The following is a 12836-nucleotide window of genomic DNA, read 5'->3' as shown; positions in this document are numbered from 1 at the left end:
AGCAATGACTTCAGGACATTATGACCAAGAAAAAAGCCCACAAACCTGGATCAGCCACCATTGCGCTGAATAAACGCGCCCGCCATGAATACTTTATCGAAGATGAATACGAGGCTGGTCTTGCCCTGCAAGGGTGGGAAGTCAAATCTCTGCGCGCCGGCAAAGCCAACATCAGCGACAGCTATGTCATCCTGAAGGATGGCGAAGCCTATCTCTTCGGTGCCAACTTTACGCCGATGGCCGTGGCATCGACCCACTACGTCTGCGACCCGACGCGTACCCGTAAGCTGCTGCTTAATCAGCGCGAGCTGGATGCCCTGTACGGCCGCATCAACCGTGAAGGTTACACCGTCGTCGCCCTGTCGCTGTACTGGAAGAACGCCTGGTGCAAAGTGAAAATCGGCGTCGCCAAAGGTAAGAAGCAGCATGACAAGCGTACCGATCTCAAAGATCGCGAGTGGGCGCTGGATAAAGCCCGCATTATGAAACACGCTGGCCGCTAATACCCTCTTTTTAAGGGCCGGCTCAGCTGGCCCTTATGCGCTATATCGTTGTTGATGCTGCTTTTTCACCCACCCCGCCCCCATAATCGTGCGAACGAGTGCTGGTAACTCCATTCACAAATCTGTTATACTCGCCTTAACACATTGGGGCTGATTCTGGATTCGACGGGATTCGCGAAACCCAAGGTGCATGCCGAGGGGCGGTTGGCCTCGTAAAAAGCCGCAAAAAAATAGTCGCAAACGACGAAAACTACGCTTTAGCAGCTTAATAACCTGCTAAGAGCCCTCTCTCCCTAGCTTCCGCTCTTAAGACGGGGAATAAAGAGAGGTCAAACCCAAAAGAGATCGCGTGGAAGCCCTGCCTGGGGTTGAAGCGTTAAAACTAATCAGGCTAGTTTGTCAGTGGCGTGTCCGTCCGCAGCTGGCCAGCGAATGTAAAGACTGGACTAAGCATGTAGTGCCGAGGATGTAGGAATTTCGGACGCGGGTTCAACTCCCGCCAGCTCCACCACTTGCTCTTCCGGATACGTCCGGGGAAATCCTGAAAGCCCGCACGGCACAAGCCCTGCGGGCTTTTTTGTGTCTGTCTTTGTCCGAGGACATCCGGCTAAATCCAGAGAAAATTGGTACACGTTTAGGTACACGCTATACTGTGGTCCATTAAACGTGTACCAATTATGGAAGGGATCCAGGCATGGCGCGCATTACACGCCCACTTACTAACAACGAAATACTTAAAGCTAAACCACGTGAAAAAGACTTCACCTTACATGATGGTGATGGCCTGTTCTTGCTCGTCAAAACTACTGGTAAAAAGCTCTGGCGCTTCCGCTATCAACGTCCGAACAGTGGCAGCAGAACTAATCTCAGCCTCGGCTCATATCCGGCCCTTACGCTCGCAACAGCTCGTCAGATACGCGACCAGCATTTAACCACACTCGCACAAGGCATGGATCCACAGCAGCAACAAGAGCTAGCGTCAGAACAACATCAGATTGAGCTGGATAGCATTTTCTCAACAGTAGCCGCAAACTGGTTCCAGATTAAAAGCAAAAGCGTCACAGAAGATTATGCAAAAGACATTTGGCGCTCTTTAGATAAAGACGTGTTCCCCACTATAGGTTCGATACCTGTTCAGGAGATAAAGGCCAGAACGATTGTTGAAGCACTAGAGCCAATTAAAGCGCGTGGTGCACTTGAGACTGTTCGTCGTTTGGTACAGCGTATTAACGAGATAATGATTTATGCGGTTAACACCGGTCTGATAGATGTAAATCCGGCATCAGGTGTTGGTATGGCCTTTGAGAAACCCAAAAAGCAAAACATGCCGACGCTGCGGCCAGAAGAGTTGCCGAGGCTAATGCGTTCTCTGGTGATGTCGAATCTCTCTGTTGCGACTCGCTGTCTCATTGAATGGCAACTCCTTACGCTTGTGCGCCCTTCTGAGGCCTCAGGTGCTCGTTGGGCAGAGATCGATCTCGATGCCAAGCTCTGGACTATTCCAGCCGAACGGATGAAGGCCAGGCGAGAGCACATCGTTCCTCTATCTCAACAAGCATTAGATATTCTGGAACTGATGAAGCCAATCAGTGCTCAGCGTGAACATGTTTTCCCAAGTAGAAATGATCCAAAGCAGGCGATGAACAGCCAAACGGCTAATGCCGCTTTGAAACGTATCGGCTATGGTGGAAAACTTGTTGCTCATGGGCTGCGCTCTATCGCAAGCACAGCAATGAATGAAGCTGGTTTCAACCCGGATATCATTGAAGCAGCTTTAGCTCATAGTGATAAAAATGAAGTTCGGAGAGCATATAATCGTTCAACATATTTAGTACAAAGACAAGAAATAATGACATGGTGGGGTGGATTGGTAAAAGATAAACATTAAAATAAAAAATAAATGAGACTGATATTTTTCATTCCATCAGCCTCATAATTATAAAATAACACTATGATGGGACGATATTACATGCAACCGCACCAGCATAATTGAAACCGATATTAAACTTCAGCCTATCACCTACCTTCAATGCTTCCCAAAGGTCATGTTGAACCTCAGATCGTGGAAAAAAAATATCTTTTCCACTTCCATCGACCGTTACGAACCCAAATCCGCTGTTGATTCCTTTCAAACTCCCCCTAAATATTGTTGGGTTGATTTCACCACCGATATAATCTCTAATTTTGAACCGGTCATCTTTTGACACTCTGGAAGTCCGAAGATACTCGAAAATGTCAGCAGATAATGCAAGTTCTTTAGGATCACTTGACTCATATGCAAATCGAGCGAACCAAAATTGAGCATGAAAGTTTTTATCGCTCGGAGTAAATGCCCTTCTATAATAGTAAATCAAAGGAGCTCTTTTAGAGGGGTCCATTAATCTTAGCAATTCCGCATACTGATAATTCAACCGATGGTCGTTTCGTCTTCTTTCTAAAGCCTGCGTCAAAACCTTAGAAGCTTCATTAAAGTCACCTTTATCAATATATATTTTCGAAAGTCTTATCGCTATAAAGGGATCCCTAGAGTTATCACTGAAAGCAGCAAGTAATGAACTTAGTATTCTTCCATCATCACTCATAATTCCGGCAAATCTTGCTTCCAGGTTTGAGAGCATTGCTTCATCCGGATATGTTTGCTTGCTAATGGTAATTTCTTCTTCAATCCTACGGATTAGATCATCTATAATTTTCCCAGAAACATTATCATCCTTAATATTATCTTCAAAATTATCGATAGAAAGCTCAAGAAGAGTTGTTGAGATGTACGAACTCCCTCCCCATCGTCTTTGTGCTTCCTGTAATAAATGGCGAGCCTCTCCACGAAACTTTATCCTATCATAGGCTTCATTACTATTATTGGCTTTATCTCGCCATACTGTTGCCATGGTGTGAATTATACTGCTGTCATAAGGAGCCTTTTCCTTCGCATTCTCAAGTAATTCTATCGCAAGAGTTAAATTTCCATTTGGCCTTATCCTCTCAAAGTTTGCCATTTGCTGTAACAAATAGGGATCTTCCCCTATGGTTTTGAGAGCCTGTTGATAAATGCTAATTACATCTTGATAATCGGGAAAAATCTCATTAAGAGATTTTGCTCGCATAAATTGTCTAAAAGAAATCCTATCAGATTCAAATGCAATATTTATCTTATCCAATATTTGAGTATATTCATTATATTTTTCTAATGTATTGCTAAATGCACGATTGAATACTATTTCCGCTATTTCCGAGTGACGAGCTCTATAATGATAATCATCATTCCCCTCTGAATCCCACAATACTATTTTCTCCAATGGAGTAAAAAACTGCTGTTTGAACTCAGTGAAATTGATGCCGAAAATTCTAGCAATTAGGCCTGCTCTAACAGGAACTCGTAGCCTATTCAATGTGCAAATTGTTCGGTAGATTGTTCTTGCCTGTATAGGATAGATAGACTCGTATTCACTGAAGATAATATCTTCAAATGGTTCCCCCATAGTTGCTTCGTGCAAAGCAACTAATAATTGCCGCTCTGAATTAACAATAAACTCCTGTATACGCTCAGCTTTATTTTTATTTATGAGGTTAGGGCCTAAGCAATCATGAAACTCTAGTTTCTCGACTAAGTTTGTCACTTCAGACTCACTAAGATTATGCAAAGAATATACTTCTGTTATTAACTCTTTAAGTGAATCGCAACGTTGACTCCATTCGTTATATCTTTCAGCTGTTATTATCGTTATTTTCAACTCGGCTTTTATTGCGTTATTCATAAACGCAGCGATCTTGTTTACGTGTAATGATGCATCATCCCAATAAAGAAAAACTCTTTCATTGGTTTTTTCTATTACCTCTTTGATGATTTCAACAGTTAAATTATCTCCATTATTAACCCAAAGTGGGCATCCAAAATCCATAACCCTCATTTCCCAAGCAACTTGCCGGAGAAAAACTGTTTTTCCTGACCCTGCTTCACCTTTGAGCAAAATCAACTCGGCGGTATCACTTCTTTCAGTTTCAGGTTTTAGTATTACTTCCTCTAAGAAACGGTCTAATAAAGATCTTTTAATAGCTAATTCTGCACTTTGTGCATACCATCCCAAATCAGAACCTTTATAAAATTCCTTTGGGTTGAATTGTTCAGTATTCATATCAGAATGCACATATTGTATGCTATCTGTTAGAATTCTATTAAGCTCTTCGGATGGAGGTGCAGTAGTTACAAATATTTTTTGTATAGCATTATTCTGAACTGGCGTAATAAGATAGTTGAATCTTTCAGACCAAGGTATTACATCATTAACCTCTCTCAAAAAGGCCTCAAAGGTAAAATTTAAAGCATTTATTTTTTTGAAGCCCATAAATTAATTTCGGGATCTTTTATACCTGGCTTCAATAAATAATGCCTTTGTCCTTGGGGTACATTATTATTAACCATTGATATTATATGTCTTATATTTGCATCCTGTAAACTATGCCCAACAAATACAATGCTATATTCTATAGCCAACTCATATAAGTATTTAAACAATAAATTTCTATTTTTTTCGTAATCATTGAATTGTTCAACAGTCAAAATGAGTGGCAACTCTGGGTCTCTGGTTCTGGTTATGCACCCATGCAATTTTATAAAATTAAGTATATCAGTTGTCTTCTCACCCTCATTAAAGCCATCATTATTAGATAAATGTATAGAAAGAGTTTGATTTGTCTTTTTAGTTTCGTAACAAAACTCTATCATCCTATCATAATTAGTTGAAAAAATAGCTTTCCATTGGAAATCGGGAATTATTTTATGAAAATCGTTAACTTCAAGGTCCTCAAATATCTCCCTAATAAACTCTTGCACATCTATTATTCCATGCTCTGATATTGCCAAATCAGCAATTTGAGTCAAAGATTCATATTTATAATCACCGTTAAGGAATCTATCAGATATATATATTCCTAAATCATTCCCTTTAGGCACATCATATTTTTTTAGTTTCGCGCCAATTAAAGCACCGGAACCTAGAAATAGAACAACTCTTCCTCTTTTTATTTTATCTATAAGTGTCTGCGGTAGGCTCATGCTCTGTCCTCTAATAGTCTAGATGTGCCAGTAGAATTTTCAATTAGATAAATAATCTCACATTACAATTTAGGTCAACTACTTTCGCTAATTTTTTAGGTACCAAGCATATTTTCAATTGGTATATAAATGCGCGCAAGAATAACTTTTTGTTATATAATTTTTTATACCATGAAGCCCTATAGTTAGAAACCTTCCTATCCTTATATTAAATTTATGGCCAATGAGAATCCATGAAGACATTTTCAATGTTTTAGTGATCCAACATTCAGAAACCTGATACGTAGATTTTAATTTCTTTCTGTACGCTCAATGCTTTCCCCGCTCCTCCTGTCCGCTTCGTGAGTCGGTTTTCATGCAGATGCATCGCGAGACTCAGACTGCCACAGACCTGAATACGCCAGGGATATAGAACCTCTAGAAGCGATACAATGAACGCCGAAATGACTGATTTCCGCTGTGTCTGGATGGTTTTTTCTTACCCCTCGACTGGCTGCCTCAGAAGCTCACCACGCCCCCGAACAGCACCGCACCACCCACCAACACTCCCGCGAACCCGCGCAGCGCAGCGACGCGCTCAGGCCGCGAAATTAAATATCATTAAATAAATACTTTACCGCTGGCGCGCAGTGCTTTCCCCGCCTCGCCTGCCCGCTTCGTGGGTCGGTTTTCATGCAGGAGCATGGGCAGGCTCAGGCCGCGCCGGGACAGGGTTGCGAAGGGAGTGACGGGACGGGAAAGCGCATGCAAAACCATGCACCCTGTGGATGCATGGCTTAATTCGGGAAAAATAGCGGTATTTTCGGGGATTTCTTGCGGGGCTACCTGCCGGCCAGTTCCGTGCGCCGGCGGGCATAAATCAGGCTCTGTGCGGGGGTGTATTTTTCCTGATTATCCACCCGCGAAGCCGCGTCAGGCCTGAATCCGATGGCCGTTAAAATATCGCTGTCTTCTGCCGAATAATTAATTTCTTCACCGGTACTCAGCCACACGGACAGCGCTTCGCGCAGGTAATGCGCCGAACGGTCGAGCGCATGGCCGGTCAGGAGTGCGGGCTGCTGGCTGAGTCCCATCAGCTCCGGGGCAAGCGTGGCGGCCAGTTCAGAACCGTGCGCCTGCATAAAGTCATTCAGCCGGTTGCGGATACTGATGCGCTGTACCGCTTCATGGGCGCGGATATAGCGCCCGGCGGCCTGATTTATCTCCCATTTTTTGACATCGATAATGTCGCGCAGTGTCTGCATTCTGCCCGGTATACGGTCATCCCCGGCCAGCACCTGTTCCTGATATTCCTGCTCTGCGGCCGCCAGTTCGGCTTTACGGTTCAGCCAGGCGGTTTCGTTCTTCTGACAGGCTTCAAAGGCTTGCTGTAGCGTAAGGGTGGTCATGGTCAGTTCTCCCCTGATTAATGACGGTATGGCGAGCTGTAGCAGCCCTGCATCTTGCGGGGTGCCGGGGGTGTGACCGGCTCCGCGACAGGCGGCGTCTTCTCCGCCGGGGGCCGGATAACCTCGTCGATGGCTTCAGTGGTGCGGAACGTCGCCGAGCACTCAATATTGGTGCACTGGTGATAGCGCTGTTTGACGTTCTCCGACAGATAGCGGGAGGTGCGGGCATGCGCCGACTTTTTGCAGAACGGACAGTGCATCATGGCAGCAGCCCCCGCGCTTTCAGATCAGCCTCGCGCTGACGGATTTTCTCCTGCCAGACCTTGCGCTCGCCGGGCGTGCTGGCGGCGTCGTGGTCCATGTGCGGGAGGGTGACGGCCGGGAAGCCGGTCAGGGAGAGCACCGGCTCATCCGCTGGCGTGACGGAGAAGTCGCTCACTTTCCTGGTCAGGAAGGTCACCACCTGATGCATGACCTCTTTCTCCGGCTCGATGTAGCCCTGATGGCCGATGGTGTTGGCGAGCGGGTTTGCCATCACATCCGCTTTCAGCACCATCGCCCGGACCAGTGGCCCGAGGGTGTCGTTCAGCGCGCGGTTAAGCTCTTCCTCAGCGTATTTACTCAGCACAGCATGATGCGCCTGGCGGAATGCCCGCGCGGTGCTGTTGCAGGTGGCTTTCAGCTGGTCACGTTCAAAGGCCAGCACGTCGGTCAGGTTGTGGCATTCCTGCGCCAGCTCCCGGCGGGCCACTCGCTCGATATGGCCGCTTTTCAGCTCATCGGTCAGCATGGCACCCCCGGCACGGAAAGCGGCGCGCCATGTGCGGGTATCGCTGCCGTTGTCCTGCTCCAGCGCCGCTTTCTGCTCCTCCGCGCGGGTAATGGCCGTCAGGGTGTCCTCCATCCGGCGGGCCTGTTCAAGATGGGCTTCTCTGGCTGCGGCCAGTCGCTCCAGCGCCGGTTTCAGGTAATCAGGGATAAAGGTGGTGTCGGTCATGGCAGGTTTCCTCGTGGTTTCAACTTGAGGTGATTCTGCCGGGGCACACACAACAACACGACCTGTTGCGGTTGTGGCAGTTCTGGCACAAACAGGACGTCAAAACCCGGCTTGCCAGAGAAAGGTCTCAGGAAAAGCATACTCACTGTTTGTTTTTTTACATATAACTGTTCACCACTGTTCACCATAAGAAAAAATATAAGTAATACAGTAAGATAAGGGGTGAACAGTTGAGGTGTTGACTGTTCACCCACTGTTCACCACTGTTCACCTTTCTGTTTTTACGATGCTCTGCTTTCTTAGATTTTTTAGCGATTAAAAAATAAATTTATATAGATAAAAGTAATCATCGTTTTGCCAAAGAATTATCAGGGATTGCCAACGATTGTCAGGGATTGCCACTGTTTGCCATTTGCTTGTTAACAGTTTGTTGTGTGGTATTTCGCTGCAAAATGACTTGTTGCCCTCAGAGAAAATATGCACAAAATAGAGAGCTACCCGAGGCCGGACGGACACGACCGGCACTGTATGGACTTTATGAGGTAGCCCGATGCACACCGCTTTTTCTTCCCCGTCTTCTGCCCCTGCCGCGCCGCTGATGCCGGTCTCTGACACCGTTCAGGAGCGCTTTATTCGCCTGCCCGAAGTGATGCATCTGTGCGGGCTGTCCCGCTCCACGATTTACGATCTCATCAGCCGGGAGGCTTTCCCGAAACAAATCTCGCTTGGCGGAAAAAACGTGGCGTGGGCGCAGTCGGAAATCACCGGGTGGATGGCTGACCGTATCGCCGAACGCAACCGGGGCTATGACGCATGATGATGCCCGTTCCGCAAAAAGCCCCTTTTTCTGGCTTGCTTCCCTTCGCCGTTTCCAGGTATAGTTTTCTCGCTGTCGCAAAATCGGCAGCCGGGATTTGCAGCCCGTGTAACTTATTGGCGACACAACACGCGCCATGCGTGTTTTTTTATGTCGTTGCTCAGACACACCTATTTTTCGGGCTGTGGTGTTTTCACCGTGGCTCGTGTCAGATAATGGTGGTCCGGGTGGGGCAGCCTTCGGGCTGGCCGGTTTCCAATAAGGCCGGTACTGCAAACCCCGTCCGGGCTACCACCCATGAGATTTGCAGCTCTGGTGGTAGTGATAACCGCTACTTATTGGAGGTTGCCGCTATGGCTACGACCCTCACCCCGTCACACCCGCAGTTTGTCTTTGTGTTTGCCGCCGTTCGTCGTGCAGACCGTCAGCCCCGTATCTGTATGCTCCGCGCCGTGGCCGGGGATGAACACGCCGCACGCCTTTCCCTCGTTCGCGATTACGTCCTCTCGTTTGCCGGTCGTCTGCCGGTGGCGGAGGTGCGCGCATGAAACAGCCCGCCATCACCGTCAAAGACCTCGAATGCCTTGAGCACCTGCGCAACGTCGGCCAGTTCGTCGGCGAGCTGATGCAGGTGCAGGACTGTACTTCCCTGCGTCGTGACCCGGCCCAGCAGTTACAGCTCACCTCCGTGATTTACCTCATGACCGCCCAGCTCGACGGCGTGGTCGAGCGCTGCAACCACCGCTGGTTCACCGGGGAGGGCAACGTATGAAAACGCCTCTGCCGCCTGTATTGCGTGCCGCCCTGTATCGCCGCGCCGTGGCCTGTGCCTGGCTGACCCTGTGCGAACGCCAGCACCGCTATCCTCACCTCACCCTCGATGCGCTGGAAAGTGCCATCGCCGCCGAGCTGGAGGGCTTCTACCTGCGCCAGCACGGCGAGGTAAAAGGCCGTCTGATTGCCTGTGCGCTGCTGGAAGATTTGATGGAGGCCGGGCCGCTGAAAGCCGCCCCGTCGCTGTCCTTCCTCGGGCTCGCCGTGATGGATGAGCTCTGCGCCCGCCATCTGACATCGCCTGTACTGCACTGAGGGAGAAAAAACCATGAAAATGAACGTAACGGACACCGTAAAACAGGCGTGCGGCCACTGGCCGCGCATTCTCCCGGCGCTGGGCATGAAAGTGATAAAAAACCGGCCTCAGGCGTGCCCGATTTGTGGCGGTGATGCCCGTAGCGACCGCTTTCGCTTTGATGACCAGGAAGGGCGCGGCACATGGTACTGCAACCGGTGCGGCGCCGGTGACGGCCTGAAACTGGTTGAGAAGGTGTTCGGCATATCGGCACCTGAGGCCGCCCGGAAGGTGAACGCCGTCACCGGCCACCTGCCGCCGGTGGCCCCGGAGGTGGTGGCAGCCGCAGACGCCGGAACGGAGGCCGACCGCAAGGCGGCGGCCGCGCTGGCCGTCAGACTGCTGGAGAAAACCCGCCCGGCCACCGGCAACGCCTACCTGACCCGCAAGGGCTTTCCCGCTCTGGAATGTCTGACGCTGACCACGTCGCACAAAACCGGCGGCGTGGCTTACCGCGCCGGTGATTTAGTTGTACCGCTGTATGACGAGACCGGCGCGCTGGTTAACCTCCAGCTTATTAATGCTGAGGGTCTTAAACGCACCCTGAAGGGCGGGCAGGTCAAAGGGGCATGCCATCTCATCGACGGGCAGAAACAGGCCGGGAAACGCCTGTGGATAGCGGAGGGTTATGCGACCGCGCTTACCGTGCATCACCTGACCGGAGAAACCGTCATGGTGGCGCTGTCCTCCGTGAACCTCCTTTCTCTGGCGAGCCTGGCCCGCAGCAAGCACCCGGCCTGTCAGATTATCCTCGCCGCTGACCGTGACCTGAACGGCACCGGCCAGACTAAAGCCGCTGCGGCCGCAGCAGCTTGTGAGGGCGTTGTCGCCCTGCCGCCGGTGTTCGGTGACTGGAATGATGCGATGATGCTGAAGGGGGAGGACGCCACACGGAAAGCCATTTATGCCGCCATCCGGCCAGCGGCACAAAGCCCCTTCGACACCATGAGCGAGGCGGAATTTACCGCCATGAGCGCCAGTGATAAGGCGATGCGGGTGCATGAGCACTACGGCGAAGCGCTGGCCGTGGATGCCAACGGCCAGCTTCTGTCCCGCTATGAAAGTGGCATCTGGAAGGTGATAACGCCGTCTGATTTTGCCCGCGATGTGGCCGGACTGTTCCAGCGCCTGCGCGCCCCGTTCTCATCGGGAAGAATTGCTTCGGTGGTGGAGACCCTGAAACTGATTATTCCGCAGCAGGATGCACCGGCGCGCCGTCTGATTGGTTTTCGCAACGGGGTACTCGACACCCAGAGCGGTCTGTTCAGCCCGCACAGCAAATCACACTGGCTGCGCACCCTGTGCGACGTGGATTTCACCCCGCCGGTAGAAGGGGAAACGCTGGAAACCCATGCGCCTAACTTCTGGCGCTGGCTCGACCGGGCGGCCAGCCACAACCCGACAAAACGCGACGTGATTCTGGCTGCGCTGTTTATGGTGCTGGCGAACCGCTACGACTGGCAGCTCTTTCTCGAAGTCACCGGCCCCGGCGGCAGCGGGAAAAGTATCCTGGCTGAAATCGCCACGATGCTGGCCGGAGAGGATAACGCCACGTCGGCGGATATCGACACGCTGGAAGACCCGCGCAAGCGCGCCTCTCTGATTGGCTTCTCGCTCATTCGTCTGCCTGACCAGGAGAAATGGAGCGGTGACGGTGCGGGGCTCAAGGCCATCACCGGCGGCGATGCGGTGTCAGTCGACCCGAAATACCAGAACCCGTACTCGACGCATATTCCGGCAGTCATTCTGGCCGTGAACAATAACCCGATGCGCTTCACCGACCGCAGCGGCGGCGTGTCGCGCCGACGGGTGATTATCCACTTCCCGGAGCAGATAGCCCCGGAGGAGCGCGACCCGCAGCTCAGGGATAAAATCGCCCGCGAGCTGGCCGTGATTGTGCGCCAGTTGATGCAGCAGTTCAGCGACCCGATGAGCGCCCGCGCCCTGCTCCAGTCGCAGCAGAACTCCGACGAGGCGCTCAGCATCAAGCGCGACGCTGACCCGACGTTTGATTTTTGCGGCTATCTGGAGGCGCTGCCGCATTCCAACGGGATGTTCATGGGTAATGCCAGTATCATCCCGCGTAATTACCGTAAATATCTCTATCACGCGTATCTGGCCTATATGGAGGCCAACGGGTACAGGAATGTGCTCAGCCTGAAAATGTTCGGACTGGGACTGCCCATGATGCTGAAAGAGTACGGGATGAATTATGAGAAGCGGCACACAAAGCAGGGGATACAAACTAACCTGTCGCTGAAAGAGGAAAGCTACGGCGACTGGCTGCCGAAGTGCGACGAACCCACCGCGACTTAACCTGTCTCAGACCGGCAACCGCCGGTCTTTTTGTATCTGCCCCTCCCTCAAGGGTGAACAATCCACTGTTCACCCTTCACCGTATGTTCACCCTGTATCACTATGAAAGTATTAATAAAAAACTAAAGGTGAACAGTGTGAACAGTTAAACCCAAAAAAACTTTTTACCCCCCCCTCATCACCATCATATTGCGGTGATGGTCGCCGGAAACAGGCCAGAAACGCGCTGAGGTGAAGAGTTGACTGTTCACTCTTCACCAACTAATCACCACCTATCATTATGATATTAAAAAGAAAATAAGGAGGTGAACAGTGTGAACAGTTAAATGCAAAAAAACTTTTTATCCAGCCTTTGTAGATCCAGAAAAATCATCAGGAGGAAGAGCAATCGACAACTTTAGATAGGGAAGAATGCTATGACATTCCATAATTGGTACACGTTTAGGTACACAAATGAAAGTTGAACACATTAAAATAATTTAAATTTAAATACTTACGCGATTTATTCAGACTCCGCCAGCCCAAAATTCTCCATCGGTGATTACCAGAGTCATCCGATGAAGTCCTGAAAGCCCGCACGGCGTAAGCCCTGCGGGCTTTTTTGTGCCCTTAATTCGTCCCGTTAAACCTGAA

At 50.0% G+C, this 12836-nt stretch carries 12 protein-coding genes, 1 other RNA gene and 1 pseudogene; 9 read left to right on the top strand and 5 right to left on the bottom strand.

The window, feature by feature from the left end; translation table 11 throughout:
- Positions 1-20 precede the first annotated feature (20 nt).
- From smpB to GRPL_RS15515, 3 genes are all read left to right on the top strand, one after another.
- Positions 21-503 carry an SsrA-binding protein SmpB gene (gene smpB, locus GRPL_RS15510; RefSeq protein WP_004866580.1) on the top strand — a complete coding sequence of 161 codons (483 nt, stop codon included), beginning with the start codon at positions 21-23 and terminating at the stop codon, positions 501-503.
- A 146-nt stretch (positions 504-649) separates the two neighbouring features.
- Positions 650-1014, top strand: a transfer-messenger RNA (tmRNA) gene (ssrA, locus tag GRPL_RS26740).
- Positions 1015-1197: 183 nt separating this feature from the next.
- The gene (locus GRPL_RS15515) at positions 1198-2391 is read left to right on the top strand and encodes an integrase domain-containing protein (protein WP_032699004.1); all 1194 of its coding nucleotides are present in this window, start codon (positions 1198-1200) and stop codon (positions 2389-2391) included.
- A 61-nt stretch (positions 2392-2452) separates the two neighbouring features.
- Here the strand turns inward: GRPL_RS15515 and GRPL_RS0125605 are convergent, their stop codons facing one another.
- The 5 genes from GRPL_RS0125605 to GRPL_RS15530 all read right to left on the bottom strand — a co-directional run bounded on the left by GRPL_RS0125605 (position 2453) and on the right by GRPL_RS15530 (position 7941).
- Entirely contained in the window at positions 2453-4846 is a 2394-nt protein-coding gene (locus GRPL_RS0125605; protein ID WP_228134575.1) for a P-loop NTPase, read from the bottom strand.
- Positions 4828-5556, bottom strand: a complete 729-nt coding sequence (locus tag GRPL_RS28230) for an SIR2 family protein (protein WP_228134574.1) — start codon at positions 5554-5556, stop codon at positions 4828-4830. The genes GRPL_RS0125605 and GRPL_RS28230 overlap by 19 nt, the downstream gene beginning before the upstream one ends.
- Before the next feature lie 821 nt (positions 5557-6377).
- Positions 6378-6944, bottom strand: a complete 567-nt coding sequence (locus GRPL_RS15520) for a phage polarity suppression protein (protein WP_032699002.1) — start codon at positions 6942-6944, stop codon at positions 6378-6380.
- A gap of 17 nt (positions 6945-6961) precedes the next feature.
- The gene (locus GRPL_RS15525) at positions 6962-7207 is read right to left on the bottom strand and encodes an ogr/Delta-like zinc finger family protein (protein WP_032699000.1); all 246 of its coding nucleotides are present in this window, start codon (positions 7205-7207) and stop codon (positions 6962-6964) included.
- Complete coding sequence (locus GRPL_RS15530) at positions 7204-7941, bottom strand: hypothetical protein (RefSeq protein ID WP_032698999.1); 738 nt, start codon at positions 7939-7941, stop codon at positions 7204-7206. The genes GRPL_RS15525 and GRPL_RS15530 overlap by 4 nt, the downstream gene beginning before the upstream one ends.
- 550 nt (positions 7942-8491) lie before the next feature.
- Between GRPL_RS15530 and GRPL_RS15535 the strand changes: the two genes are divergently transcribed.
- The 6 genes and pseudogenes from GRPL_RS15535 to GRPL_RS15550 all read left to right on the top strand — a co-directional run bounded on the left by GRPL_RS15535 (position 8492) and on the right by GRPL_RS15550 (position 12203).
- Positions 8492-8758, top strand: coding sequence for a helix-turn-helix transcriptional regulator (locus GRPL_RS15535; protein ID WP_000556592.1), 267 nt, complete (start codon positions 8492-8494; stop codon positions 8756-8758).
- Positions 8755-9087, top strand: a pseudogene (locus tag GRPL_RS28655) (ash family protein); the annotation flags it as partial. The gene GRPL_RS15535 and the pseudogene GRPL_RS28655, both read left to right, overlap by 4 nt.
- Positions 9088-9111: 24 nt before the next feature.
- The gene (locus GRPL_RS28650; RefSeq protein WP_004132556.1) at positions 9112-9306 is read left to right on the top strand and encodes a host cell division inhibitor Icd-like protein; all 195 of its coding nucleotides are present in this window, start codon (positions 9112-9114) and stop codon (positions 9304-9306) included.
- Entirely contained in the window at positions 9303-9530 is a 228-nt protein-coding gene (locus GRPL_RS15540; RefSeq protein ID WP_004136110.1) for a hypothetical protein, read from the top strand. Before GRPL_RS28650 ends, GRPL_RS15540 begins: the two co-directional genes overlap by 4 nt.
- Positions 9527-9847 carry a DUF5375 domain-containing protein gene (locus GRPL_RS15545; protein ID WP_032698994.1) on the top strand — a complete coding sequence of 107 codons (321 nt, stop codon included), beginning with the start codon at positions 9527-9529 and terminating at the stop codon, positions 9845-9847. The genes GRPL_RS15540 and GRPL_RS15545 overlap by 4 nt, the downstream gene beginning before the upstream one ends.
- Positions 9848-9860: 13 nt before the next feature.
- A complete protein-coding gene (locus tag GRPL_RS15550) occupies positions 9861-12203 on the top strand; it encodes a primase-like DNA-binding domain-containing protein (protein ID WP_032698993.1) in 2343 nt (780 codons plus the stop codon).
- Positions 12204-12836 lie beyond the last annotated feature (633 nt).

This window comes from Klebsiella planticola ATCC 33531, assembly GCF_000735435.1.
Taxonomy (GTDB): domain Bacteria; phylum Pseudomonadota; class Gammaproteobacteria; order Enterobacterales; family Enterobacteriaceae; genus Klebsiella; species Klebsiella planticola.
The sequence above is the reverse complement of the archived record's forward strand: the minus strand, read 5'-3'. Positions and strand labels throughout refer to the sequence as shown.

Coding starts and splice junctions, on each gene's coding strand:
- smpB (WP_004866580.1), top strand. CDS start 21: ATGACCAAGAAAAAAGCCCACAAACCTGGATCAGCCACCATTGCGCTG.
- GRPL_RS15515 (WP_032699004.1), top strand. CDS start 1,198: ATGGCGCGCATTACACGCCCACTTACTAACAACGAAATACTTAAAGCT.
- GRPL_RS0125605 (WP_228134575.1), bottom strand. CDS start 4,846: ATGGGCTTCAAAAAAATAAATGCTTTAAATTTTACCTTTGAGGCCTTT.
- GRPL_RS28230 (WP_228134574.1), bottom strand. CDS start 5,556: ATGAGCCTACCGCAGACACTTATAGATAAAATAAAAAGAGGAAGAGTT.
- GRPL_RS15520 (WP_032699002.1), bottom strand. CDS start 6,944: ATGACCACCCTTACGCTACAGCAAGCCTTTGAAGCCTGTCAGAAGAAC.
- GRPL_RS15525 (WP_032699000.1), bottom strand. CDS start 7,207: ATGATGCACTGTCCGTTCTGCAAAAAGTCGGCGCATGCCCGCACCTCC.
- GRPL_RS15530 (WP_032698999.1), bottom strand. CDS start 7,941: ATGACCGACACCACCTTTATCCCTGATTACCTGAAACCGGCGCTGGAG.
- GRPL_RS15535 (WP_000556592.1), top strand. CDS start 8,492: ATGCACACCGCTTTTTCTTCCCCGTCTTCTGCCCCTGCCGCGCCGCTG.
- GRPL_RS28650 (WP_004132556.1), top strand. CDS start 9,112: ATGGCTACGACCCTCACCCCGTCACACCCGCAGTTTGTCTTTGTGTTT.
- GRPL_RS15540 (WP_004136110.1), top strand. CDS start 9,303: ATGAAACAGCCCGCCATCACCGTCAAAGACCTCGAATGCCTTGAGCAC.
- GRPL_RS15545 (WP_032698994.1), top strand. CDS start 9,527: ATGAAAACGCCTCTGCCGCCTGTATTGCGTGCCGCCCTGTATCGCCGC.
- GRPL_RS15550 (WP_032698993.1), top strand. CDS start 9,861: ATGAAAATGAACGTAACGGACACCGTAAAACAGGCGTGCGGCCACTGG.